This window comes from Priestia sp. SIMBA_032 (assembly GCF_046535215.1).
Lineage (GTDB): Bacteria > Bacillota > Bacilli > Bacillales > Bacillaceae_H > Priestia > Priestia aryabhattai.
Window position 1 is genome coordinate 1 of sequence record NZ_JAWRXD010000418.1, and the last position, 295, is coordinate 295.

Consider the following 295-nt stretch of genomic DNA (forward strand, 5'->3'; position numbering starts at 1 on the left):
CGAGGACGTCGCCGACGAGTTCGCCCGCAGGGTGACCGAGCGCGTCGGCGGGCTGAAGATCGGGCGCGGCACCGAGGACGGGGTGACCATCGGACCGCTGCTCAACGAGGGCGCGGTCGACAAGGCGGCTTCGCTGCTGCAGGATGCGGTCACGCGCGGCGCGTCCGTCCTGACCGGCGGTTCGCGGCTGGAGGGCTCCGGCACGTTCTTCGAGCCGACCGTGGTGACCGATGTGCGGCCCGGGAGCGAGATCCTCCGCGAGGAGATCTTCGGGCCGGTGCTGTCCATCATCCGG

The 295-nt window shown here is 71.9% G+C and carries 1 protein-coding gene; it reads left to right on the top strand.

All coding sequences use genetic code 11. The features are described 5' to 3' along the window. A partial coding sequence (locus SB717_RS34985) for an aldehyde dehydrogenase family protein (RefSeq protein WP_410907487.1) occupies positions 1–295 on the top strand: 295 nt, incomplete at both ends.